We start from the raw sequence: 308 nt of genomic DNA on the forward strand, positions 1-308 counted from the left end.
AAGTGGCCAATACGGACAATTGTGATGGTGGTACAGTCACTATTCAGGTAGGTCCCGATATGGACAATGTGATCGATGCGGTGGACGACAGTTATAGTGTAGAAACCGGTGTGAGTGGTGTAATCCCTGATAGCAACGTTCTCGGCAACGATACTATAAACGGTGAAGTGGTAGCCGCCACGGACGTAGTGCTTACTTCTACGCCAACGGACGAACTTACTATAAACGAGGATGGCAGTGTTAGCGTAGCCCCCGGTACTGCCGATGGCACCTACACTATAGAATATACGATCTGTGAAGTGGCCAAT

1 protein-coding gene is annotated in these 308 nt (G+C 49.0%); it reads left to right on the plus strand.

What is annotated here, in order from left to right; all coding sequences use genetic code 11:
• On the plus strand, positions 1–308 hold a 308-nt coding region (locus MWU82_RS24420), incomplete at both ends, for a hypothetical protein (protein WP_247098350.1).

It is taken from the genome of Arenibacter sp. S6351L, from assembly GCF_023016025.1.
In the GTDB taxonomy this organism is placed as follows: Bacteria; Bacteroidota; Bacteroidia; order Flavobacteriales; family Flavobacteriaceae; genus Arenibacter; species Arenibacter algicola_B.